Consider the following 23856-nt stretch of genomic DNA (forward strand, 5'->3'; position numbering starts at 1 on the left):
GCCCCGCAGCGGTGGTGAAACCTGCAAGCCGCATCGTCCTATTGTGATCCGCCAACCAAATGGAGTCCTTCGTGCATCAGAGCGCCGACACTCAACTCACCCTACAGGATCGGGCCCGCATCTTTGTGGAACGTCCGGTGGTGACCAATTCCATTCTTGGAATCATCATCTTCAATGCGGTGACCCTTGGGCTTGGTACCTCTCATGTGGTGAACAGTCATATTGGTGGGTTGCTGGGCGTGATCGACAGCCTGGTCCTCACCATCTTTGTGGCCGAGCTGGCGCTGAAACTGTTTGCCTACCGGCTCAAATTCTTTTCCTCGGCTTGGAATATCTTTGATCTCTTGGTGGTCAGCGTTGGCCTGTTGCCCGACAAGCAGGGGCTGTCGGCGCTGCGCGGGCTGCGGGTCATCCGGGCGCTGCGACTATTGTCGGTGATCCCGCAGATGCGAAAGGTGGTGCAGGCGCTGCTTGATGCCTTGCCCGGCATGGGTGCGGTGATCGTGATGATCTCGATTGTCTTTTATGTCTTTGGTGTGATGGCAACGCTGATGTATGGCGCGGCCTTTGATGTCTGGTTTGGAACCCTTGGGCGGTCGCTGTATTCGCTGTTCCAGATCATGACGTTGGAGAGCTGGTCTATGGGCATCGTGCGTCCGGTGATGGAGGTTTACCCCATGGCCTGGTCCTTCTTTGTGCCGTTTATCGTGATTACCGCTTTCTCGGTGCTGAACCTCTTTATCGGTCTCTTGGTCAATACAATGCAGACCGCAGTGGAGGCCGAAGCCGAGGCCGAATTTGAACAGCTGCGGGAACTGGTGCGCCAGGAAACCGATGTGGTTGATGCACATGTGATTGAGCTGCACGCCGAGCTGAAGGCCCTGCGCCGTGAAATCAGTGAGCTGAAAGGAGGCGACAATGGCGGATAATTCGCAGAAATTCATTGCCCGCAACCGGGCGCCACGGGTGCAAATCGAATATGACGTCGAATTATATGGCGCTGAAAAGAAGGTGCAGCTGCCCTTTGTGATGGGCGTGATGAGCGACCTTCTGGGCAAAAGTACGACACCGCAGCCTAGCGTCGAGGACCGCAAGTTTCTTGAGATTGATATTGATAGTTTTGACAACCGGATGAAGGCCCTGGCACCACGGGCGGCCTTTCGGGTGCCCAATACGCTGACCGGCGAGGGCAACCTGGATATAGATCTTACCTTTGAAAGCATGGGCGATTTTACCCCCGGTGCAATTGCTTCCAAGGTGGACGCCCTGCGCCCACTGCTAGAGGCACGGCAACAGCTGCAAACCTTGATGGCCTATATGGATGGCAAAGCCGGTGCCGAGGGTCTGATTGAGCATATCCTGCAGGACCCGGCCCTGCTCTCGGCTCTGGCGGCTGGTGACAGCGCGGGCGCGGCTGATCAGGACACTGCCTTGGACAGCCTGCGCCGGATTGCACAGCCCACGGCGGCAGAGGACCAAAGCGCAGAGGTGCTTGCCGCGTTGCGCAACAGCGCACCGGCAGAGGCGCCAGCTGCTGATGACAGGTCTGATGTGCTGCGGGATCTGGCCAGATCGACAGTCAGTGAACCGGAGCAAGCCCCCCCGGCACCTGCAGCGATACTGGATGATCTGGCGGCCTCTGCCCCGCCCGAACCACAGGCGGCGGAGGGCGCGGTCGATGATGTCTTGCAAGAGCTCGGCGCGCTTGGTGCAAAGGATTCCGCAGAGGCGGATGCAATCGAAGACAGTCTGGCGCAGGCGCTGGACAGTCTGGATGCGCCTGTGGAGCAAGACGAAGAGCCAACCGGCGATATCCTGAAAGAGCTTGCAGCGCAGGATCGCCCGGAAGAAGGCCGGGCCGATAACCCGAAAGAGGAGGATCTTTCGCAGCTCTTGGGGGATCTGGCCGCGCATGCTCCGGCAGAGGCTGCAGAAGCGGCGCCTGAGCTGGGCGATATTCTTGAGAGTTTGAGTGACACGGAAGCAGAGCAGGAAACCGGGCCAGAGGTCGCAGACATTCTGTCCGATGTTGCTAGCCATACGCCCGAAGCGGATCCTTCTGCCCCCGAAGACGCGGCGCTTGCCGATATTCTGGGGGATCTCGATCTGCAGGACGATGCGGCAGAGGACAACCCGGACCTGGGAGAGCTGCTTGCCGATCTTGCGCAGAGCCCGGTTGAAACGGATACCTCGGATGCGTTTGATTTGGACGACATATTGGCCGGGTTAGAGCCTGCTGCAGAGGAAAGCGTCGTGGGCGAGGACCCAGACGCCGTGCTCTCTGGCCTTGCCGCCGAAGCTGAGGCGACCCCGCCGGTTCCTGCCCCAAGCGAGGATGACCTATCGGAGTTGCTTGCCGATCTGGATGCGCCGTCCGATCCTGCGACAGCGGACAGCGCGGAGTCCGATCTGGATGACCTGTTGGGCGACCTTGCGGAAGGCCCCGGCGCACCAGAGGCCGCGACGCTGGCGGCGGATTTATCGGATCTGGATGATCTGCTTGGGGATATGGAGACAGAGCCTGAGAAGGCTGTCCCAGAACAGGATGTGAAACCGATCATAAGCGAGCCGGAATTTGCCTATGGCACGATCACTGCGCAGCGTCCGTCATCGCAGCAGTTGCAGCGCAAACGCTTTCGTATTGCCCTGTTCGGGGATTTTTCAGGCCGTGCCGCGCGCGGCCAGATAGAAATTGGTGCCCCCCTGGCGGCCCGCCCACCTATTGTTCTGGATCCGGATACCCTGGAAGAGGTGATCGAGGGGTTTGCTTGTGATCTGGTCCTGCCGCTTGGGGCGGAGGATGCGGAGCAAGAGGCAATCTCGGTCACGCTCTCGGAGTTTGACGATCTGCACCCTGATGAATTGTTTGAAAACGTGGCCCTGTTTTCAGAGCTGGTCAGCCTGCGCAAGCAATTGCAATCGGGGGTTACCGTTGATCACGCAAGCCGTAGTCTGGCGGATTGGGCCAAACGCTTTGGGACACCCGTTCGGGTGCCAAAACGTGCGTCTGGCGGGCAGGCGGTGCCGGCGGATCGACGGCTGAGCGCCTTTCAGCAGCTAATTGGCGATCAGGATAACAGTCTGCGCGAGGTTTCGGCGCTTGATACGCTTTTGGCGCGGATCGTCGGGCCTCATATTCATGCCCTGCCCAATCCGGATGTCGCGGCAATGCAACAGGCCGTGGATGCGGCCCTGTCGGATGCCATGCGTCTGGTGCTGCACCACCCCGAATTTCAATCGGTTGAGGCCCAGTGGCGTTCGCTGGATCTGATCGCCCGTTCGGTCGAGGTGGACGATACGCTGGAAGTCGTGCTTTACGATGTTTCCGCCGAGGAGCTGGCCGCGGATCTGGCGGCGCAGGATGATCTGTCGCAAAGCGGCCTGACCCGATTGCTCACGGAAGCGCCGCTGGATCCTGAAACCGGGCGCGGCGGCTATTCGGCGTTGATTGGGCTGTATGGGTTTGAAGAAACCCCGCCACATGCCGAACTGCTGGGCCGCATTGCCCGGGTGGCGGCGCATGTGGATGCGCCTTTCTTCACCAGTCTGTCACCGGGGTTCCTGCAGACTTCCAGGCAGGACCGTGCGCCGCTGGTGGCCAGTGCTTGGGACACGTTGCAACAGATGCCAGAGACCGGACATCTGGGCCTGGCCAGCCCGCGGTTTCTGCTGCGCCGTCCCTATGGTGCCAAAAGCGATCCGCTGGACAGCTTTGCCTTTGAAGAGTTTACACAGAGCGAAGGGCTGCGCGGTATGCTCTGGGGCAATCCGGTTGTCCTGGTGACAATCCTTCTGGCGCGCTCTTTCAAGGAAAATGGCGCGGCGATGCAGCTGGGTTCGATCATGTCGCTGGGGGATATGCCCTATCATACGGTGACGGACCGCTTTGGCGATCAGGTGGCGCTGCCCTGTACCGAACGCAACATTGATCTGGATAAGATTGCCTTGGCCAACGACCGGGGCGTCATGGCGGTCAGCGCGGTCAAGGGCCGCGATGAACTGCGCCTGACTTCTTTTTTCTCGGTTGCCGGGGCAGAGATCCTTGGCCCCTGGAGCGGGGTTCCCGCACCGGCACCGTCGCCTGCCGACCCACGTGAAAAAACCGGTCCGGCGGCGCGGCAAGCGCAGCCGGATAGCGCGTCAGAAACGGGGCAGGAACCAGCCTCGACACCAACAGATTGGGTTGTGGATCCGGGGGGAGATGATCTGGATCTCGAGGGAACGGACACATCGGCTGGCGGCGACAGTGATTTGGATGATCTGGATGCGCTCTTGGCCGGCTTTGACGCCGAAGGCGGAGTTGATGGGGGCAGTGATACGGCGGACAGCGGTGAAATGGACGCCGAATTGGCGGCGCTATTGGCGGATTTATGATGCGTAATTTCAGAATGACAGTGGCGTATTTTCGCCCAGATTTAGGCCCGGCCCCCGGTGTGGGCTGTCCAGTCCCGAATGGGAAAAGGAGGAGCCATGGTTGAAAGCAAAGCACATGACAGTGACATGGTCTGGATGTCCGGCAGCTATTCCGTTCGGGATCTGATGCTGAAACGTGCCATCGTGCGCGAAGGATTGAGCAAGCTGACCGAAACAACGGTAGAATTCCAATCCAAGAACAAGGCGGTCAAGCTGGAAGACATCGTGGGCCAGACGATGAGCCTGCATGTCCAGACCGATGCAGGCACCGATCAAAGGTTCTCGGGTCTCTGTGTTTCGGTTGAAAACATGGGCTTCCGCGATGGATACGGGCTCTATGTTGCTGAGGTGCGCCCCTGGTTCTGGTTGCTGACCCGCACCACCGACAGCCGGGTGTTCCAAGAGCTTTCGGCGGTGGATATCATCCTGCAGATCTTTAGCGAAAATGGCTTTAGCGATTACCGCAACCGGCTGAGCGAAAGCTATGCGTCGCGCGAATACTGCCTGCAATACCGCGAAAGCGATTATGATTTCATCTGCCGCCTGATGGAGGAAGAAGGGATTTATTTCTACTTCGACAGCACCAGCGATAAAAACACGGCAGAAAGCCTGGTGCTATGTGATGGGATGAGTGGTCATTCGCCGATTAATGGCAAGGCAAAGGTGAAATTCTATGCGCGCGATGACCGGGATCGGCGCCGCGAGGACCATATCTCGGAGTGGACCCAGGAAGAGGTTCTGACAGGCGGCAAGGTGACGCTGACGGATTTTGATTTTCTATCGCCAGCGGCAGACTTGCAGGTCAAGAATGCTATTCCCAAAGGCAGCCACAGTCATAAGGATTTTGAGCGCTACGACTATCAGGGTCGCTATCGCAAGGACACTGCACTTGGCGATAAACGGGCGCGGGTGCAGATGGAGGCGGAAGCCGTTCGTCACAAGCGCTGGCGGGGTGCCGCCAGTCTGCGCACCCTGGGAACCGGCTATACCTTTCAGTTGGCAAATCACCCGGACAAGCCGGCAAATGGTGAATATCTGGTGGTGGATACGACCCATTATTTGCAGGTGGCGGGTGACTACAACGAACGGGAAAAACGCACCACCTCCGCAGCTGAAGAGGGCGAGATGCGGCGCGATATCAAGCCGCGCAACATGGACTTTCCCGAAGAGGTCAAGGGTGACGCCTATGCCTGCACCTTTGGAGCCATCGAAAAACACGAACAGTTTCGCGCACCGCTGACCACCCCCTGGCCCAAGGTGCCAGGCCTGCAGACAGCAACGGTCGTGGGGCCCAGCGGCGAGGAGATCCTGACGGATAAACATGGCCGCATCAAGATCGAGTTCCACTGGGATCGCGAGGGCGAGCGGGATGAAAAATCATCCTGCTTTGTGCGGGTTGTGACGCCTTGGTCGGGCAAAAACTGGGGCATGGTTGCGGTGCCGCGTATCGGCCAAGAGGTGGTTGTGCAGTTTGAGGACGGCAACCCGGATCGCCCGATCTGCACCGGTATGCTTTACAATGCCGATACCATGCCGCCCTACAGCTATCCCGATGATCAGACACAGCTGGGGATAAAGACCAACTCCTCCAAGGGGGGGGGCGGTTACAATGAGCTGATGTTTGACGACAAGAAGGACGAAGAGCTGATGCGGGTGCAGGCAGAAAAAGATCATCAGATGTTGATCAAGGACCGCTCGGCTGTCACCATCGGGCTGGATGCGCCAGATCCCGAAGTCAGCGGAACCGATGAAAAAAGCTACGCGCTGACCGTCAAGCAGAACATGGATGAGGTTGTCAAAACGGGCAACCGAACCGAGGTGGTTGAAACCGGCGACAAGGCGGAAACCATCCAGACCGGCAATATGACGCTGGATGTGGACACTGGCAATCTGACCGAAACCATCGCCAAGGGGAACCATGAAGAAACGGTCAGCCTTGGCAATCTGACGGTGGATGTCACGGCGGGCAAGGTCAAGATGACAGCCGGTCAGGAAATTCTGCTGCAGGTTGGCGGCTCTTCGGTGAAAATTGATAATTCTGGGGTGACCATCAAGGGGCCGATGATCAAGGTCGAAGGCAGTGCCATGGTTGAAGCCAAGGCACCAATGACAACCGTCAAGGGGGAGGCCATGCTGACCCTTAAGGGCGGCCTGACGATGATCAACTAGGTGGGAAATATGTCCGAGAACTTTGAAAATCTGGTCAAGCTTCCGCCTGATCCCGTGGCCAAGCTGCTGTCGCATGCCAATGTTTTGCTCAAGACGCAGCTACAGGCACCGCCAACAGCCTTGGCGGGGGAGGTGTTGCGGGAACTCTATGAAAAAGAGGCGCTGGTGGATCTGCTGCGCTTGCTTGGGGTGTTGTTGCCGCCACGAGAACGGGTTTGGTGGGCCTGCCTGGCAGCGCGGGATTACATTGGGGCGCGTTCAGACAAGGATCCCGCTTCGCTGACCTGTTCAGAGGCTTGGGTGCGCGATCCTAGCGAAGAAAACCGTGATGCCGCGCGGATGACGCTGGATCACGCCTATGTCGATGATGACACGGTGAACTGCGCTCTGGCTGTGCTTTATGCGCCTGGCACCCTGGGGCCGGGGGATCTGAACCAGTACCCCGCCCCAGCTGGCGCATCAGAAGCAGCCGCCTTTGCCATGAATATGGTAGCATTGAGCCAATTGTCTGATAAGTTTGAAGAACACGGCCGTGTTTTGGTCGAGCGTGCGCTGGATATTGCGCGCGGCGGTAATGGACGTGGCAGTGCCAAGGCGGCTGCCGCGTCGGGTAACGAGAAGGAAGTCTAAGATGGGAATGCCCCAGGCCCGCGTCGCTGATCTGCATGCCTGCATGTTGCCTTCGGTACCGCCACCGCCAGTCCTGCCGGTGCCAACCCCCATTCTGCCGCCCTGCGCAGTGACGGTTCTGGTGGGGAAACTGCCAGCCGCGCGTTTGGGGGATATGTGCACGGCCGCACCGCCGCATCCCATCATCAAAGGTTCTACCAGCGTTTTGATCTGCAACATGCCTGCTGCGCGTATTACTGATAATGCGGCCTGTGGCGGTCTGATCGTCAAGGGCGAATTCACCGTTCTGGTCGGAGGGTAGCTGGATCAATGGCGGTGACACTCAAGTTCCAGAATTCAGGGGCAATGCCGGGGGATGCGGCACCTGTTTCGATGTTGGGGCCCAGCCTGACCATCGGGCGGGGGGCCAGCAATGATCTGGTGCTGCCGGACCCGGATCAGCTGCTGTCACGCAATCACTGCGCCATTGAGGACCACAACGGCAATGTTGTGGTGGTGGATCTTAGCGCCAATGGCACTTTTCTGAACTATTCGAAAATTCCGCTGGGCCGCACGCCAACGCCGCTCAATACCGGCGATGTCTTGTGTATCGGCAATTACGAACTGCTGGTGGAGATTCACAGCGCCTCGGCGATGGATAGCATTCCCGATCCGCTTGCTGATGCGCCCGTCTCGCATGGGGTCGCGAGCAATGCACCCGATCCCCTGGCCTTGCTGGATGAGGCCGGGCCCGCCGGGGATTTTCTGGATGATCTGCTGGGCGAGTCCGGCCCGACCGGGCCATCGCAGTTGAACCCGGTTGACCCGATTGATGATCTTCTTCCGCCGCTGGGAGAAGAGGAAGACCCATTCTTTCAAACCCCAAAGGATGGGCGAGAAGGCACCGGCGCAAGCCTGCCGAGCCATTCGCCCTCGGCGGCGGATAGTTTTGCTGCGCCAAGCGTCCAATCTTCGACAATTCCAGATGATTGGGATGAAGATTTCCTGTCTGGTATTGGTCCCGCTGATACGCCGGAAACCGCGCCAGCCCCACCAACGCCACCCGCGCCCCCGGCAGCGGCGTCGCCTGCCGCCCCAGTGCCCGAGGCTACGCCGGATGATGTCGGCCTAACGCCCGCATCGCCGCCATCGGCAATCAGCGAACCGGTAGCGGCCTCGGAGCAACCTGCGACCTCTGATGTGGTGCCTGCCTTCCTGCTTGGTCTTGGCGTGGCAGAGGATGCCCTGGGGAACGAAGACCCGGCCAAGGCACTAGGGCGCATGGGGCGGGTGCTACAAACCCTGGTGACCGGCCTGCGCGAAATTTTGATGACCCGGACTTCGATTAAATCAGAGTTCCGCATCGAACAGACGATGATTTCGGCCGGGGGTAACAATCCGCTGAAGTTTTCGATCACGCCGGATCAGGCGATCGAGGCGATGCTGAAACCCGCGACCAAAGGCTATCTTAGCCCGGAAACTGCCGCCGAAGAGGCGTTGAAGGACATCAAGGCGCATGAGGTCGCCATGGTGACCGGCATGGAGGCGGCGTTGAAAGGCGTTTTAGCCCGGCTCGATCCGAAGGCATTGGAGGCCCAGATCGAAGACAAAGGCGGTCTTGGCGGGCTGCTGCGCGGCAAGAAGGCGCGCTATTGGGATGTCTATGAGCGGCTGTTTTCCGAAATCTCGGATCAGGCCGAAAATGATTTTCACGACTTGTTCAGCCGCGAATTTGCGCGGGCCTACAAGGCACAATTGGACAAATTGAAAGACTGATCCGTGCAGCGTTGCGCGGGCAAAAAAAGGGGAGAACCAGGTGTCCTGGGACAGCAAGGTGCTTTGGACTGAGGGGTTGTTTTTACAGCCGCATCATTTCCAGCAATCAGATCGCTATACCGAAGGCCTGGTAACGGGCCTGGCCCGTCGTCTTGGCCCCTATGCCTGGGGGGTGAGCGGGCTGGAAATTGACCATGAGGCGTTGAAGATCGGACAGTTTGCGCTAAAATCCTGTGAGGGGTTGACCCAGGATGGTTGCATCTTTCGGGTGCCGATGGCCGATCCGCATCCCCCCGCGCTGGAGGTGCCAAGTACAATCAAGGATTGTGTGGTCTATCTGACCGTGCCGCAACGCCGCCAGGGGGCGGTCGAGGTCGACCTAAGCGGTGGCGAACGCTCTGCCAGCCGGTTGCGCCCCGCCAATCAGGAGGTCACCGATGTCACTAGCACCGAGCGCAAGCCGGTTGCGCTGGACGTGGGTAAGATGCGGTTGCAGTTTGCCCTAGCGGTGGATGATCTGGCTGACCTTCTTGCGATCCCGGTGGCCCGGATCATCGAGGTGAGATCTGATAAGGAAATCGTGCTGGATCAGGCCTTTATTCCCTCTTGTCTGGATGCGCGGGCGGCTTCTGTATTGCAGGATTTCTTACGCGAACTCGAAGGGCTCTTGGCACATCGAATGGACGCGCTATCGGGGCGGTTGGCCGAGGCAGGATCTGCCCGAGGGGTCGCGGATGTATCTGATTTCATGTTACTTTCGATAGTGAACCGCATGTTGCCGATGGTGCGGCATCTGCGCCAGATCGAAAATCTGCATCCCGAACGGCTCTATATGCTCTGTGCCGGTCTCGCCGGAGAGCTGTCTGGTTTTATGGCGGCGGATAAACACGCGCCAGAGCTGCCGCCTTACACGCATGATGATCTGATGGGGTGTTTTGCCCCGTTGATCCGGGTGCTGCGGCAATATCTCAGCTCGGTTCTGGAACAGACGGCCATCGCCATCAAACTGGAAGAGCGCAAATATGGTATTTCGGTAGGGGTGATTGCCGATCGCAAGCTTTTGGGCAATGCCGGTTTTGTGCTGGCGGTGAGCGCCGACCTTCCCGCAGAAGATGTGCGGAGGCATTTTGCTGGTCAGGCCAAGATCGGCCCGGTGGAAGAAATTCGCCAGTTGGTCAATTCGGCGCTGCCGGGGATCACGCTGAGGCCGCTGCCGGTGGCACCGCGTCAAATCCCCTATCATTCCGGGGTGGTCTATTTCGAGATGGATGGCGAAAGCCCGTATTGGCGCAAGATGACCACCTCGGGCGGGGTCGCGGTGCACGTGTCGGGGCAATATCCGGGGTTGAAGATGGAGCTTTGGGCCATTCGCAACGGCTAAAGGCCCGGCGTGTTTGATCTGCCTGTAGTGGCAGTTGGTTTTGGTGAATTGGTGATTGGGGTATAGATCATGGGCGATTTTGACGATCCCTTTGCGGAACCGGGGGATACCGACAAGACGGTGATCCGCCCCAATCCCGGTGGTCGCCGTTCTGCATCGCCGCAGCCGATCACGCCGCAGCCTGATGCGGCCCCGGCTGAAGGTGCCGCCTCTGACGCGGCCATTGGTGTGCCTCAGGCTGCGACCCCGTCGGGCCAGAAGGCTTCTCTGACGGGTCAATCAGGTGCCGGAACACCTGCTCAGATGGCACTGACAGGGATGAATCCCTTGGCGGCCTGTGCCTCGGCGCTGTTTGCCCTGATCAGCCGTATCCGCAACCGCGCCCAGCATATGGACCCGGACGGGTTGCGCAAAAAAGTGGTTGCCGAGGTGCGCGCTTTTGAAAATCGGGCGCTGCAGGCTGGGATCGCGGCGCAGACCGTAAAGGTCGCCCGCTATGCGCTTTGTGCGACCCTGGATGATGTGGTGCTGAATACCCCCTGGGGCGGGCAATCCAGCTGGGGGCTACAATCCATGGTGGGCACCTTTCATCGCGAAACCGTTGGCGGCGATCGGTTCTACGATCTGTTGGCCCGGCTGGAAAAAGAACCCGGTGCCAATATCGACATGCTGGAATTTCTGTACATGTGCATGTCGCTTGGCTTTGAGGGGCGGCTGCGGATTGAACAGGGCGGCGCAGAAAAACATCTGCAAATTCGGGCTGCTCTGGCGCGGATCCTGCGCAATCAGCGTGGGCCGATTGAACGCGATTTGTCGCCCCATTGGGAAGGTGTGAGCAAGCCTTTCAAAGTGCTGTCTGCCTGGCGTCTTGTCTGGATCGCGTTGGGGGTGACTGCGGCTCTGCTGCTGGCGCAGTTTCTGGGTCTAAGCTGGACCCTGTCCAACAAGACTGAAAATGTGGTCGGGAAGTTGACCATTGTTGATGCCGGGCCGCCTGCACAATTGGCACGCCGTGCGCCTCCACCCCCGCCGCCTCCGCCGATCCAGACACTGGAGGAACAGGTGGCAAAAGTCGCCGATTTTCTGGGGCCTGAAATCGATGAGGGCATCGTTTCAGTGTTTCAAAAGGGCAATACCCTGATCATTCGGCTTGCGGGGTCGGGGATGTTCGGGTCCGGCTCGGATCAGTTGAGCACGGGCTTTCAGACCCCGGTAACGCGGGTGGCCGAGGCACTGAACGACGAAAAGGGCCGGGTCATCGTTGCGGGCCATTCGGATAATATCCCTATCCGGTCTTCGCGGTTTCCGTCCAATATGGCGCTGTCGCTGGCGCGGGCCAAATCGGTGATGAATGGCATGTCACGGGTGCTGAACGATCCTGGCAGACTGTCGGCCGAGGGGCGGGCCGAGAAAGAGCCGATTGCCGATAATGGCACCCGCGAAGGGCGCGCCAAAAATCGCCGTATTGAAATCTTGCTGGTGCAGGAGGTCGACCAATGATCCGCCGCTATCTTCTGCCGTTGTTGCGCTCGCTTTATTCAGCGCTTGTCTTGTTGGCCATCGTTTTGTCGGCCTGCGTCTGGTTTTTTGCCCCCTATCTTGGCAGTGCCGATTGGCGCCCCTTTGATAGTATTCAGGCGCGGATGATTGCTATTGCTGTCATCTGGGTGGTGGTGCTGGCGATCATCACCTTGGTGTTCTGGCTGCGGCGGCGACGGGATCGCAAGATGGCAGATGATATGGTCGAAGCGGTTGAAACCGTGGATGACGATGATGTCATGCTGGAAGAGCTGGGCGAACTGCGTAACAAGTTCAAACAGGCAATGACAGCGCTGCGTAAATCCAAGAATGGCCGCAGGCATCTGAATGTGCTGCCCTGGTATGTGATGATTGGTCCGCCAGGGGCGGGGAAGACCACGGCGATTGTAAACTCTGGTCTGCAGTTCCCGCTGGCGGATAAGCTGGGGAAGGCCGCCATTGGCGGGGTTGGCGGCACGCGAAACTGTGATTGGTGGTTTACCAATGAGGCGGTGCTGATCGACACCGCCGGGCGCTACACTACTCAGGAAAGCGATGCCGAAGCAGATAACGCGGCCTGGCTGGGCTTTTTGGGCCTGTTGAAAAAATACCGCAAACGCCAGCCGATAAACGGGGCACTGGTGGCGATTTCTCTGTCAGATCTGTCCCTGCAGGATGAGGTCACGCAGCAAGCACATGCCCAGGCGGTGCGCCGCCGTCTGTCAGAGCTGCGCGAGAGGCTTGGCGTGCGCTTTCCGGTCTATGTGCTATTCACCAAAGCGGATCTGATCGCGGGGTTCCAGGAATATTTTGACAGTCTTGGCAAGGAAGAGCGCGAACAGGTCTGGGGCTTTACCCTGCCGTTGGGCAAAACCAAAAAAGACCCGGCTGCGATTGAACATTTTGACGCGGAATTTGCCGCGCTTCTGGGGCAGATGAACGCGCAGCTGCTAGAAAAAATGCAGACCGAGACGGACCACCAGCGCCGTGCCCTGGTGGCGGGGTTTCCTGGCCAAGTGGCTGCTATGCGCAGCGTTGCCAAGGCTTTCCTAAACGAGGTGTTTCAGGATAATCGCTACGAACAGCGTCAGATGCTGCGTGGCGTTTATTTCACCTCGGGCACCCAGGAAGGCACCCCGATTGACCGCCTGATGCTGGGCATGGCGCAGACCTTTGGCATTGGCCGTCAGGCGATTGGCACTGGTCAGGGGGCAGGGCGCTCATACTTTTTGACCCGCTTGTTCGAAGGCGTGCTGTTCCCCGAGGCGGGCCTGGTTTCTGCCGATGACAAGGTTGAACGGCGCTATCGCTGGACCCGACGGCTGGCCATTGCCGCGACGGTCCTGGTGGCGGCTGCCATGGGTGGGCTATGGGTGAATTCCTATCTGAAAAATGCCGACTTCATTCGCCAGGCCGAACAGCAGGTGAGTGCCTATCAAGAGGCGGCCGGCACGCTGCCTTCTAGCCCAGTGGGTGATACCGACCTGGTGCCCGTGGCTGCGGCGCTGAACCTGCTGCGGGACATGCCGGGTAATCCCGTGCTTTCTGATCCAGAGCCGGACCGCGCCATGACCTACGGCCTATATCAAGGCGAGGTCATTGGCACCCAGACTGCCCAGACCTATCGTGCGGCGCTCAACCAACGCCTTCTTCCGCGGCTGCTGGTGCGTCTGGAAGAACAGATTGCAGGTAATGTGAATAACCCAGATGTGCTGTATGAGGCGCTGAAAATCTATTTGATGCTTGGGCTTCAGGGGCCGATGAACCCGGATCTGGTTAAAGAATGGATGCGGCTTGACTGGGAACTGGTGGCCTATCCGGGGGCCGCACGTGCGGCGCTGCGCAGTGATTTGATGGATCATCTGTCTGCCCTGCTGTCGCAGCCAATGGAAGAGATTGCGTTGAACGGCCCGCTGGTCGAACAGGTGCAAAGCATCCTGTCTGAAATGCCACTGGCGCAGCGGGTCTACAATGGGATCATCAATTCCAATCAGGCCACCAGTCTGCCGAAATGGCGTCTGACAGAGATAGGCGGCCCTTCGGTCAAACGGGCGTTGGTGCGCAGTTCAGGCAAACCTCTGAACGAGGGGGTCGAGGGCATCTTTACCTATGACGGCTTTAACAACACCTTCTTGCCAGAGGCGGTAAGTGTTTCGGAACGGGTGCAGAATGAGGCCTGGGTGCTGGGGCAACGGGCAGGTGAAGGCCAAAGCGAAGCCGCGCTTCTTGCGCTAAGCCGGGATGTGTTGGACCTGTATTATAACGATTATATCAGCCGCTATGACCAGATCCTGGGTGATGTGGATATCGTCCCGCTGGAATCCCTGAGCCATGCGGTCGAGGTGACCAATGTGCTGTCCGGCCCCACCTCGCCGATTATGAATATCCTGACGGAAATCAGCCGCGAAACCCGGCTGGCGGAAGATCGCTCTACGCTGGATTCGGATGCCTTGAATGAAGGTGTGTCGCAGGTGGTCGGGATCGAAACCCGCTCTGGGCTTTCCATTCAGGGTCAAATCCTGTTGGAGGCCCTGGTCAGTTCGGCGGCGAATGCGCCGGGCGAGACGGCAAAGCCGCCGGGGGCCTATGTGCAGGAGCGGTTCCAATGGCTGCATGATCTGGTGGCCCGTCCAGAAGGGCAGCCTTCGCGGCTTGATGATCTGATGGGGTCATTGCAACTGGTCTATCAAGAGCTGAACAAAATGTCGTTCAGCGGTGTCACCTCGGGGGAAAGTGGGCAGGCGCTGCTTCAGTTCCAGCAGGTGGCCTCGCGGATTGATGGCCCGATACAACGCTGGGCGACGCAGGTTTCGACCGGTTCCTCGGGGATTACCTCGGAAGGGACGCGGGCTTCTATCAATGCGCGCTGGCAATCTGCGGTGTTGCCGTTCTGCGAAAAGGCGTTGGACAACCGATATCCGTTTAATCGGCGCGCGCGGGCGGATGTGGCCATGGTGGACTTTGCCAAGCTGTTTGCGCCGGGTGGGTTGATTGATGGGTTTTTTGACGAAAACCTGCTGAAATACGTTGATACCCGCAGTCGGCCCTGGACCTGGAAGCGGGTGAATGATGTCGATCTGGGCATCAGCCAAGCGGTGTTGCAGCAGATGCAATATGCCGCTGAAATCCGCGATGCCTTTTTCAATAGCAGTGCCAATCCGGCAGTGCAGTTTCAGATCACGCCCAAGGCTTTGGACCCCAAGGCAAAAGAGGTCCTATTGGAGATTGATGGCTCCAAGGTTGCCTATAATCACCGTATGGGCCAACCCACCCCGGTTGCGGTCAACTGGCCTGGATCGGTGGGTCTGGCCCGCATTACCCTGTTGCCGCAACGGCGGGGCAATGAAAATACTCTATCCCGCGATGGACCGTGGGCCTGGTTCCGCCTGTTGGACGCAGCCGAGGTGCGGCGCACCAATGTCAGTGATCGGCGGCGGGTGAATTTCCGTGTCGGTGGCCGCCTTGCCCTGTTTGAGCTACAGTCGGGATCGGTTGTGAATCCCTTTGCCCTGCCTGCAATGGCCAAATTCAACTGCCCGAAGTCGATGTAATGGGGCATGTTTTTGGAGCCTTTGGCAAGATGCCGGCAGTTGGAGATTTCTTTCGTACCAACGTGCCGCCTGGCTTTGTGCGGGTCTGGGACGCCTGGTTGCAACAGCTGCTGCTTACGGCGCAGGCGCAGTATGGCGACCAGTTTGATCCGCACTATATGTCGGCCCCCTTGTGGCGTTTTACCCTGGCAGCGGGGGCGGCAGGGCCACGCAAGATCATGGGCGTTCTGATGCCTTCGGTGGATCGGGTGGGTCGCCGTTTTCCCTTGACCCTGATGGTGCCGCTTGGCGGGTCTGCTGCCCCGGCGCAGGATCATTTTCAGGCCTCTGCCTTGTTTGAGCAGATGGAAAATATTGCGCTTTCCACGCTTGAACAGGATATATCCAAATCCCGGTTGGAGACCGATCTGGCGGCGTTGTCCCTGGCTGATATGCCGCGTCCCGCGCCGATACAGCAGGTGGAGGGGAGCCTTGTTTTTCGCGGTGCCGATGACAGTTGTGGCAGCGATCCGCGGCTTGATGCCCAGCTGGCCGGCGTTTTAATGGCGGAAAAATCCCCTGCGGGCTGCCTGTGGAGCACCCATCTGGCAAGCGGGCCGCGCCTGATGGTCACAGAGCATCTTCCGCAGGGGAAAGCGGCGCTTGGTCTGTTTGATCTTGGTGCCCCCATCTGGCAGGAGGCTTCGCCACTATGACAGAGAACTTGACCTATCGCTATGTGGCGCAGACCCATGTCGGGTTGAAGCGCCGGGTAAATGAGGATGCAATCCTAGCGCTACCAGAGCATGACATCTGGCTGGTGTCAGATGGTATGGGCGGCCATCAGGCGGGCGATTTTGCCAGCGCGCTGATCGTGGATGCCGTGGCCACCCTGGCGCAGGGGCTTGATCCCGCGGCCAAAATGCATGGGCTGCGTGACAGGATACAGGGCGCCCATCGCGCAATCCAGACCGAGGCAGAGTTACGCGGCGGGGCCACCATCGGTGCAACGGTTGTCGCATTGATCCTGGCCAATGGGCATTTTGTTGGCATCTGGGCTGGTGACAGCCGTCTCTACCGCCTGCGCGACGGCGAGATTGCCCTTCTGACCCAGGATCATTCTGCAGTGGCTGAATATGTAAAGGCCGGCAAGATGAGCTGGGATGAAGCAGAACAACACCCGCAGTCCAACGCAATCACCCGCGCGGTTGGCGTCGGCGATGAGCTGGATTTGGATAAGGTGCGCGGAACCATTGCGTCGGGGGATCGCTTTTTGCTTTGCTCGGATGGGCTGACCAAATATGCTAGCTTTGCAATACTGCAAGACGTGCTGTCCACCGCGCCGCTTGAAACTGTTGGCGACCGGCTGTTGCAGATCGCCCTGAACGGCGGCGGTGCGGATAATATCTCGCATATCGTTGTAGATGTGATCTAAAGTCTCCCACGTTTCATGTGAACGGCGGGCGGCTTTAGGCGGATAGGAAATACCACCGAACGGAACCTAGGGCAGGGCGGTTTCCAGTATTCTGGAATCCAGTGACAGGATCAGCCCTTCGTCCTTAATACTGTTCTCTTTCAGGGATTCGGCGAAGCCCACCGCGCTTTCAGACGTGGGTCGCAGGCCGGCAAAGAGCGGTTCTGTGGAGTGCAGCATCAATATCCGGCTTTTGCCCAGGGTGCTGTCATCGACCCGAAAGGCCAGGCCGCCGTTCTCTGCGGAATCTGCCAGACTATAGGCCACCCGCACCGGCACTGGCCCGGCAGCACCTGCGCGCAGATCGGCAATTGCATTGCCCTGGCGAGAAATATTGGGCAGCAAATGAAAGACATTCCCGGATACATCCAAAATAGACACAGTCAGATAACCGCTGGTCATTGTGGCTGGAATTACCACATCAATCACTGGGTTTTCCCCGACAAAGAAGCGGCCCGAGGGATTGGGGCTGCCGTCGCCACCGACCTGAAAGGCAACTTCTAGATCGCCTGTCGGGGCCTTGGGCAGGGCTGTCTCTACCACGCAAAGGGCTGGATTCAATACCTCGGTGTCCAGGGCAATTTCGCGCGTGCCGACCATTTTGCGCAGGCTGTCAAACAGCTGCACACGGGTCGCTGGTTTGGCAAGGGTGCCAGTGATTTTGACTGTGTCATCAGGGGCAAAACCGCCTCCGGAGGTCCCCCCCGTAACCCGAAGCGGGCCGCAGTCTTCAAAGCCGCCGACCAGTCCGCGCACCTGTGCGATTGGGAGAACCGGCAGCCGATAGGTGATTTCTGCCCGTCCGGTCATGCCACCGGGCAGTCCTTCCTTGAACAGGGCATTCAGCCGCGCTGCCAGCTCTGGATCGGTGGTAACACCGCTGAGTTTTGCCTGATTGTTGCTAACCGCAAGACGCCAGTTCTGTACGTCCATCATCGGCGCGACCATGGCCAGGATGTCGTCGCCCCAAGTGTCGGAAATGTCCCCCTGCGCGAGGGTCAGATCAGCCTGTTCGACCAAGGCCGCCAGGGCATCACTGCTATCCTGCGAGGGCATGTTGCCAATGGCGCGCGTTTGCCCGGATTCTGGTTTTTCGACAATCAGCGTGAAGGGATCTGCCCGCGGATAAGTTGGCCCCAAGACGCTGTCCAAAGCACCGCTGAAATAGGCGCCAAGGGTTGCAACGACCAGCACAAGGCCCACCAGCCCAGCCAGGATCGGCGTCTTGCTACGGCTGGTTTTGGCCGGGGTTGGCTTGCTGTCGCGCTTTTCCGCCGGATTTGGGGCAACCGACGGCACAATGATCGTGGCCTCCTCTTGCAAAGGAGCTGGCTCGGGCGCTTGCGGGTCGTTCAGATTGTCCAGAAAGGATAATACCTCGGCTGCGCTGCCCAGGCGGGTGTCTGGATTGGGGTCGCACATCCGCTGAATAAGCCGTTGAAATGGTTCGGGCAGCCCCTCTGTATTCAGTGGTTTTTGTTTGTTTTCAACCACCTCCATCGGATTGGCACCCAGCGACGGGGCGGCGCCGCGGAAATTGGCCAAGAGCAATGCGCCAAGCGCGTAGACATCGGCCCGCGCATCGGTCTGCCCCGCCATCTGTTCTGGCGCCGCGTAGGAATATTTCCCTGCAAATTCATTGCCAACAATGGTTTCTGCGCCGGGCTTGGTGTCTTTGGCGATGCCAAAATCAATGATAACCGCCTGCGCCGGATCGCCGTCGCGCAGGATGATATTGTCTGGGCTAAGATCGCGATGCACGATATTTCGGGCATGGGCCGCCTTCAGGCCTTCGGCGACACGGCGACAAATCACCAAGAGATCTGCGGCCTCCATTGGCCCCTGTTTCAGCTTTTTGTCCAGACCGGGTCCATCGACATAGTCCATCAACAGATAGATATGGCCGTCGGGTGTGCGGTGATTTTCGGAATAGCGCACCACCGCGTCGTGCCGGATTTCGCGGATGTTTTCTTCGCGGGCCATCAAGACGGTAAAGTCTTCGTTGCCGGAAAGCTCATGCTTGAGCACCTTGATGGCGACAAGGTTGCCGGAGATTTCCGAGCGCGCCTTATAGACGTCCGAGGTGCCGCCCCGGCCCAACAGCATCTCAATGCGATATGTATTGTTCAGCAAATCGCCGGGCTGGAACATGTCACTTGGCCGAGAGCTTATCATGCGCCTTGGCCCTTATCGGCTGGCACTGATTGCAGCGGGACATTGCACAGGGGCACAACAGATCCGCCTGATTGTGCAGGCCCCGGTGCGGCCATGGGGAAAAGCACCGGGTTAGCCCAGAGCCTGGAATTCTACCCGGCGGTTTTCATCCGCGCGCGGATCATTGGCATTATAGGGGGCTGTTTCGCCCATGCCGATGGCGCGCAGCATGTTTTCGGCAACGCCGCAGGTGCTGACCAGATAGCGGCGGACTTCTTTGGCGCGCAGTAGCGACAGCCGTTCGTTATAGGGCGCCGAGCCAGAACTGTCGGTATGGCCGATGATCTGAAAAACCGTGCCCTCCATCGCCTTCATCGAGGCGCACATATTGGCCAGCTTGGGCTGCTGATCGGCGCGCAGGGCAGCGCTGTCAAAATCAAAAGAGATCTGCACATTGATTTGCGACTGCCGTTCAACTGGCGTGTATTCGTCGCTTGCGGCGGCCACGGTCGCGGTTTCCTGGGTGTCAGCTGCCGCGGCCGTGTCGGCCCCACTGGGTACGATCACCAGACCTCGGGTTTTTTGCTGTTCAAAGGCTTTGGTGATCTCTTCGACAGAGAGTTCCTGATTGCTGTCTTGTGCCTGCGCCAGGGAGACCTGAAAAAGCAGGGCGGAACAGAGACAGGCAATACCAAACTTAATGCGGACCATAACGTGCCCCCTATACTGAAAAACAACTCACGAAAAAGTCTATACCACAGGATCGGTTCTGCCAATGGGGCGGCGGGGATAAGATCGTCGCGGGGGCGACAAAAGGCTTTACTCGCCGTGGCTACCGTTCTTGAATGAGGTTGGTATTGAGTAGAGGATGTTATGCGGGTTTTACCGGCGATTATTATCTGTCTGGGGCTGCTGTTGGCACCTGCGGTCTGGATGGGCCTGAAATGGCTGCTTTCGGAGGAAGATTTCCAGGGCGCGGCTGTTGACTCCACCGCGCGAATTGAAATCGAAATGCTGCGGCAACAGATCGAGGATTTGCAACTACGGCTGAGTGATCTGCAGACCGAGGTGACACGTTTGCCGCTGGATGGCAGCGGCCAGATGGCGCCAGAGGCTTCCTCTGCCGAGGCCGAACGTGAAATCTGGGATCAGACCGAAGGGGCCGATCTGGACTATGCCCAGGTTGTGCTGATTGCCGATCGGGTCAATGTCAATCGTGGGCTACAGGTGACTGGCGGGCGCTACCTGACAGAGCGGTTGGGCCGTCCGCGCGAAAGCCTGAGTGACACCTGCCAACCCATGACCAACCCTGATCTGAAGGCAAAGCTGGTGACAGAGCAGGTTGGCCCCATCCGGGTCAGCATGTTGCGCCCCGCCATCGAGAGCCTGAAGGTGGTGTTTGAAAACATTCGCAAGGCCGATCCAGACCTCTATAATCGGATCAATACTGCAGGGGCGCTCTGTGTGCGGCGTATCCGGGGTACCACAAATTCGCTTTCAACCCATAGTTATGGCCTGGCGGTGGATCTGAATATTGATGGCCAACTGGACAATTTCACCGATGGCAAAACCCAGTTGGGCTTGACCATCATGGCGGATTTTTTCTTTGATGAGGGCTGGGTCTGGGGGGCCGGATTTCGCCGCGAAGACAGCATGCATTTCGAAATCAGCCGCCGCCAGTTGGAGAGCTGGATGAGCGAAGGCCTGCTGTAGCAGGACCTGTGCGGTTCCAATCCGCAACAGGCCCGCAACAGGAATGGCGCACTCTGCGCGGGAGACTAGGAGCGGAGCAGGACTTTGTTTGATCCCAGCGCCTGGGCCAACTGCTGATATTGGCTGGCGCGTGCCGCCGACTGGGTGGAGGAGCGCAGCAATCGTGTCTCGGCTTCTTCGAGGATGACGAGGGCCTGCTGGTAGCTGCTGGCGCGCTTCTCTGGGGCGATGGAAACCAAGGGCCTTGAGGAATATTGCCCATCAGCGCTGCGCAGCCGTGCCCGGGGTTGGGCCGGGTCGGAATTGTCGCGGGCCAGCTGGCGTAACTCTTTTGCGGTGTCGCTCAGGATTTGCTTCATTTCTTCATGACCGCCCATCTGGGCGGCATCAGCCACGACGGCTTCCAGCCGCTCTGCGAGGCAATCGACCACGAACCCTGCGCTGCCATTGCAAAGCGCCGGGGCCTGCCCCAACCGGCTGGCAATCTGCGGCACAGAGCTGACCCGCGTGGTCGGAGATCTGCCAGAGGGGCTGCCGGCGCTTTCCTCTTCGCTGTCGTAATCTGCATATCCCCCATAATCACTGGTGTCAGAACTGGAGTCATCGGTTTCCTGCGCCGCCAGTGGTGAAAATAGGCCAAGCCCAAGAATAAGAGCTGTGACAAGGGTCGTTCTGAGACAACGTAACATGAAGAAAACCTTTCACTTATTACTGCAAATATTGCTGCATTGCCCACTTTTTGGGTGACTTAGTCTTCCAACCCATAGGCCCGGCGGATACCGCGTTGGGTGCCGGGGCCAAAATCACCATCAATTGAGCCTTGATAGAATTCATGCGCTCTCAGCTCGCTCTGCAAGGCCCGGCGGGTTGCCAATGTGAACATGTTGGGGCGTTTGCTCAGCAGGTCGAGCACATCGCTGCTGCCCGTGCGCAGGGCCGCATAGAGGAACCGGGCCGCATCCTTCGGACCCTTGTCTGGAACCAGGCCATCGTCGATCAGGGCCGCAAAATTGAACTGTGCCTGCGGATGGCGCAGTTCTGCGGCACGTTGAAAGAAGCCATAGGCTTTTTGTGGATTGGCAGGCAGACCAAGGCCGCCCTGATGGTGCAGGAAGCCCAGATCATTAATTGCATCAGCGAAATTCTGGCGGGCTGCCGCCTGATATAACTGCAGCGCTTTTTGTGGATCAGCCGCCACACCGGTGCCGCGTTCATATAGCTTTGCCAATTCGAACTGGGCCTCAGGCGCGCCGGCAGCCGCCGCCCGTTCCAGAAAGGCCACGGCGGCCGCCGGGTCAAATTGCCCCGCATTGGGGTTGAGCCGCATATAGGCCAGGCCCAGCATGGAGCGGGTGTCGCCCAGTTCGGCTAGGGCCAGAAGCTGTTCTTCCTGATCTGGTTTGATTGCTGACCAAGACTCAGAGGTGCCTGCCGGCAGGGCCTCACCATTGCTTGCTGAGGCCAAATAGAAGGGCACCCCTGTCAACGACCCGTAGGTATGGGGTTCTTGCAGATTTCCTGTTTTTTCCAGAACAAGGTCACGTACCTGGCGAAACATCAGGCTGATCTCCAGCCCGGGCTGTACCATTTTCTGCATCAGTGCCTGGGCGTAGGGGCTGTTGTTTCCGGTGCCGTCCAGCGCCACCTGGCCATCCCGCGCAGCAAAGGCCACCAGGGTGCCGCGCTCAGGATCCACCGCGGCCATGCCACCGCCGCCACTGCTGCGGGTGTCTTCTACGGTGTCGGTGGCTTCGGCAAGCTGATCCAGTGCAATGGCATCCCCAAGCGGGTTGTCGCGGCAGCTGTCCAAGATGACGATACGCATCTTGCGCGCCCGGTCCACCGCCGCCAGCAGTTGTTTCAACGAGGCGGACTGACGCTGCACATCACGATTGTTGGTGACCTCGGCATCCACCGGAATGAGGAAGTTTTCCCCCTGTACCTCGATGCCATGCCCAGCATAATAGACCAGCGCCAGATCGGCCACTTCGGAGCGAAAGGCAAAATCTTCAAGCAGGCGGGTCATGTCCTGCGCCGTGGCATCCAGCGCCAGGGTCACGTCAAAGCCGATACCTTCCAGACTTTGGGCCATTCCGCTGGCGTCATTGTGCGTGTTTTTCAACGGCGGCAGATACTGATAGTCGGCCATGCCAATCACCAGTGCGATCCTATCGCGCCCGGCCTCGCCCATTTGGGGAAGCATAAGGCAGACTGCTGCCGCCAGGATTTTTAAAAAACCAGCCATACCAATACCAATACAGAGACAAAACGCGCCTTACTGGTAATCTAACGCGTTGTCGCTGCAAAGAAAGGGAAAAAAGCCGCTCAAGCAATAGGCTTAAGCGGCTTTGATCGGTTTTTCTGGATCTTTCCCCTTATGAGGGAATAAAGTTCCCAATTTCGCTCAGGCGGTCCCGCAGTTTCTGCAGCGTAACCGTTTCGGTTGCCGCCTGCAGATCTGCTGCGCCTGTGTCTAATACTTGGGTTTCGACCTGTTCATAGAACGTGGCCATTCCTGCCAGCGTTTGCAGCACCAAATCAAAGTCCTGCAACGACTGCGTTTCCTGGCGGGTCGGTTTGGTGCCACGATCAAAGATATCGTGGACCACGTCCTCTAGGTTTTGCACCTTGGAATAGAGCTGCCGCATTTCACGTGCTGAAATGGCGCTTAGTCCCGAGATTGTATCGCTTTGCACGGTGTCGCTTTGCATATTCATGATTACAGTCGCCCGACGACCTGTTCGATCGCCTGTTTCATGGTCGCAACGGTAAAAGGTTTGCGGATGATATTGTTCAGCCCAAGCTTTTTGCCCACTTCGATGATTTCTGGCGTTGGTTTGCCTGTCACCAGAATAAAGCCAAGACGCTGGGTTACCTGATTGGTGCGCACCGCCTGCAACAGGCCCAGGCCATCCATGCCTGGCATGTTGTAGTCAGACAGAACCAGATGCACAGGCGTCGTCGTCAACTTTTGAAAGGCGGACTGGCCGTTGTTTTCGACCATGTAGTTCTTGATGCCAAGCTCGTCCAGACACTGGGTAATGATGCCGCGGCTTGTGGACATATCATCCACGACCATAACGCGTAGAGAGTCTTTTAAGCTCATGATGTTTTCCTCG

The 23856-nt window shown here is 58.6% G+C and carries 18 protein-coding genes; 12 read left to right on the forward strand and 6 right to left on the reverse strand.

Going from position 1 to position 23856, the window contains the following annotated elements:
• Window positions 1-71: 71 nt before the first annotated feature.
• The 11 genes from P2081_RS15790 to P2081_RS15845 all read left to right on the forward strand — a co-directional run bounded on the left by P2081_RS15790 (window position 72) and on the right by P2081_RS15845 (window position 16831).
• Window positions 72-929, forward strand: coding sequence for an ion transporter (locus P2081_RS15790; protein WP_278923824.1), 858 nt, complete (start codon window positions 72-74; stop codon window positions 927-929).
• Window positions 919-4374, forward strand: a complete 3456-nt coding sequence (gene tssB, locus P2081_RS15800; protein WP_438826541.1) for a type VI secretion system contractile sheath small subunit — start codon at window positions 919-921, stop codon at window positions 4372-4374. Before P2081_RS15790 ends, tssB begins: the two co-directional genes overlap by 11 nt.
• Window positions 4375-4470: 96 nt before the next feature.
• Entirely contained in the window at window positions 4471-6582 is a 2112-nt protein-coding gene (locus P2081_RS15805; RefSeq protein ID WP_278923825.1) for a type VI secretion system Vgr family protein, read from the forward strand.
• A 9-nt stretch (window positions 6583-6591) separates the two neighbouring features.
• The gene (locus P2081_RS15810) at window positions 6592-7212 is read left to right on the forward strand and encodes a DUF6931 family protein (RefSeq protein WP_278923826.1); all 621 of its coding nucleotides are present in this window, start codon (window positions 6592-6594) and stop codon (window positions 7210-7212) included.
• Window position 7213: 1 nt separating this feature from the next.
• The gene (locus P2081_RS15815) at window positions 7214-7513 is read left to right on the forward strand and encodes a PAAR domain-containing protein (RefSeq protein WP_278923827.1); all 300 of its coding nucleotides are present in this window, start codon (window positions 7214-7216) and stop codon (window positions 7511-7513) included.
• An 8-nt stretch (window positions 7514-7521) separates the two neighbouring features.
• Entirely contained in the window at window positions 7522-8967 is a 1446-nt protein-coding gene (gene tagH, locus P2081_RS15820; RefSeq protein ID WP_278923828.1) for a type VI secretion system-associated FHA domain protein TagH, read from the forward strand.
• Window positions 8968-9007: 40 nt separating this feature from the next.
• Complete coding sequence (tssK, locus tag P2081_RS15825; RefSeq protein WP_278923829.1) at window positions 9008-10348, forward strand: type VI secretion system baseplate subunit TssK; 1341 nt, start codon at window positions 9008-9010, stop codon at window positions 10346-10348.
• A 69-nt stretch (window positions 10349-10417) separates the two neighbouring features.
• Window positions 10418-11848 carry a type VI secretion system protein TssL, long form gene (gene tssL, locus P2081_RS15830; RefSeq protein WP_278923830.1) on the forward strand — a complete coding sequence of 477 codons (1431 nt, stop codon included), beginning with the start codon at window positions 10418-10420 and terminating at the stop codon, window positions 11846-11848.
• A complete protein-coding gene (gene tssM, locus P2081_RS15835) occupies window positions 11845-15417 on the forward strand; it encodes a type VI secretion system membrane subunit TssM (protein WP_278923831.1) in 3573 nt (1190 codons plus the stop codon). The genes tssL and tssM overlap by 4 nt, the downstream gene beginning before the upstream one ends.
• Complete coding sequence (tagF, locus tag P2081_RS15840) at window positions 15417-16112, forward strand: type VI secretion system-associated protein TagF (protein ID WP_278923832.1); 696 nt, start codon at window positions 15417-15419, stop codon at window positions 16110-16112. The genes tssM and tagF overlap by 1 nt, the downstream gene beginning before the upstream one ends.
• On the forward strand, window positions 16109-16831 hold the full coding sequence (locus P2081_RS15845; protein WP_278923833.1) for a PP2C family protein-serine/threonine phosphatase: 723 nt from the start codon (window positions 16109-16111) through the stop codon (window positions 16829-16831). The genes tagF and P2081_RS15845 overlap by 4 nt, the downstream gene beginning before the upstream one ends.
• 66 nt (window positions 16832-16897) lie before the next feature.
• Here the strand turns inward: P2081_RS15845 and P2081_RS15850 are convergent, their stop codons facing one another.
• Both P2081_RS15850 and P2081_RS15855 read right to left on the reverse strand, forming a co-directional pair.
• Window positions 16898-19045: a serine/threonine protein kinase gene (locus tag P2081_RS15850; protein ID WP_278923834.1), complete on the reverse strand. Its 2148-nt coding sequence runs from the start codon at window positions 19043-19045 to the stop codon at window positions 16898-16900.
• A 111-nt stretch (window positions 19046-19156) separates the two neighbouring features.
• Entirely contained in the window at window positions 19157-19735 is a 579-nt protein-coding gene (locus tag P2081_RS15855; protein ID WP_278923835.1) for an OmpA family protein, read from the reverse strand.
• A 162-nt stretch (window positions 19736-19897) separates the two neighbouring features.
• On the opposite strand from P2081_RS15855, the gene P2081_RS15860 reads away from it, so the two are divergent.
• Entirely contained in the window at window positions 19898-20737 is an 840-nt protein-coding gene (locus P2081_RS15860; RefSeq protein ID WP_278923836.1) for a M15 family metallopeptidase, read from the forward strand.
• A 65-nt stretch (window positions 20738-20802) separates the two neighbouring features.
• On the opposite strand, the gene P2081_RS15865 is transcribed toward P2081_RS15860, so the two are convergent.
• The 4 genes from P2081_RS15865 to P2081_RS15880 form a co-directional block, all read right to left on the reverse strand.
• Entirely contained in the window at window positions 20803-21426 is a 624-nt protein-coding gene (locus P2081_RS15865; protein WP_278923837.1) for a hypothetical protein, read from the reverse strand.
• Between the two features lie 59 nt (window positions 21427-21485).
• On the reverse strand, window positions 21486-22940 hold the full coding sequence (locus tag P2081_RS15870) for a caspase family protein (protein WP_278923838.1): 1455 nt from the start codon (window positions 22938-22940) through the stop codon (window positions 21486-21488).
• Window positions 22941-23112: 172 nt separating this feature from the next.
• The gene (locus tag P2081_RS15875) at window positions 23113-23454 is read right to left on the reverse strand and encodes a DUF8776 family protein (RefSeq protein ID WP_278923839.1); all 342 of its coding nucleotides are present in this window, start codon (window positions 23452-23454) and stop codon (window positions 23113-23115) included.
• Window positions 23455-23456: 2 nt separating this feature from the next.
• Window positions 23457-23843, reverse strand: coding sequence for a response regulator (locus P2081_RS15880; RefSeq protein ID WP_278923840.1), 387 nt, complete (start codon window positions 23841-23843; stop codon window positions 23457-23459).
• Between the last annotated feature and the right edge of the window lie 13 nt (window positions 23844-23856).

Source organism: Pseudophaeobacter profundi, from assembly GCF_029697505.1.
GTDB classification, from domain to species: Bacteria; Pseudomonadota; Alphaproteobacteria; order Rhodobacterales; family Rhodobacteraceae; genus Pseudophaeobacter; species Pseudophaeobacter profundi.